This is a genomic window from Vibrio sp. 2132-1 (assembly GCF_033344315.1).
The window spans coordinates 1-897 of the sequence record NZ_JAWPON010000164.1 but is presented as its reverse complement, the minus strand read 5'-3'; the positions used below and the strand labels follow the sequence as shown (position 1 = coordinate 897).

Genomic DNA, 897 nt, shown 5'->3' with positions numbered 1-897 from the left:
ATTCAATCATCTTAGTTTCGTGCAAACCTAGGTATCTTTGAGGTTTGGATGGACATTTAACTTTAAAACATATAGTTAAGGTGACTTGGATAGTAAAAACACCAAGGATGGAAATATGAGAATTGAAATCGACAATTTAGAACGGCCGCAGGTGATTGCGTTGTTGGAAGAGCATTTACAGGACATGTACGCTACATCGCCACCAGAGAGCGTGCATGCGTTAGATGTAAGCAAGTTGAAGTTGCCTTCAATCACGTTTTGGACGGGCTGGGATGGTGAGCAGCTATTGGGATGTGTGGCAATGAGCCAACTAGAAGATGGTCACGCAGAGTTGAAATCGATGCGTACGACACCGTCGGCGAGAAAACAGGGCGTGGCATCCCGCTTACTCAATCACGTGATTGAGCAAGCGAAACATCAGGGGATACAACGTCTAAGTTTGGAAACTGGGTCGATGGCATTTTTTGAACCTGCGCATCGCCTATATGAAAAACATGGCTTCGTGTACTGCGAGCCGTTTGGCGACTATCAACCTGATCCAAATAGCCGCTTTATGACCCTAGCGTTGTAGCCCGTCGCAACTAAAAGTTAAAGTAGTAATTAGCTCCTGGCGAGATGAGTGATGCACGCTCACGCGCCAGTTGTTTTCTTCTCTCTCTAATACGCTTCGCGTTGTCTTTATCTAAGTTTGCATCCAATTGATGATCAAGGCGTGATATCTCCGCATCTAACGCGTTAATGCGTTGTTGACGCTGATATTCTTGATGGCCTAACTGATAGTTTTTAAGGAAAAGATCGTTAGAGCAAACGCCATAGTAGGTTTTTCCTTCTACACCCACCGTGTAACCATTGTCTGGCGAACAGTAAAGAATAGTGCCTTTATCAAAACCGTCTTGC

Annotated in this window: 2 protein-coding genes; one reads left to right on the top strand and one right to left on the bottom strand. The window is 44.8% G+C overall.

Annotated features, from left to right (window positions below; genetic code table 11):
- Positions 1-115 precede the first annotated feature (115 nt).
- The gene (locus tag R8N47_RS24165) at positions 116-571 is read left to right on the top strand and encodes a GNAT family N-acetyltransferase (protein WP_020838223.1); all 456 of its coding nucleotides are present in this window, start codon (positions 116-118) and stop codon (positions 569-571) included.
- Between the two features lie 10 nt (positions 572-581).
- Here the strand turns inward: R8N47_RS24165 and R8N47_RS24160 are convergent.
- Positions 582-897, bottom strand: a 316-nt coding sequence (locus tag R8N47_RS24160) for a DUF2799 domain-containing protein (RefSeq protein ID WP_318185972.1), incomplete at its 5' end; no start/stop codon positions are given.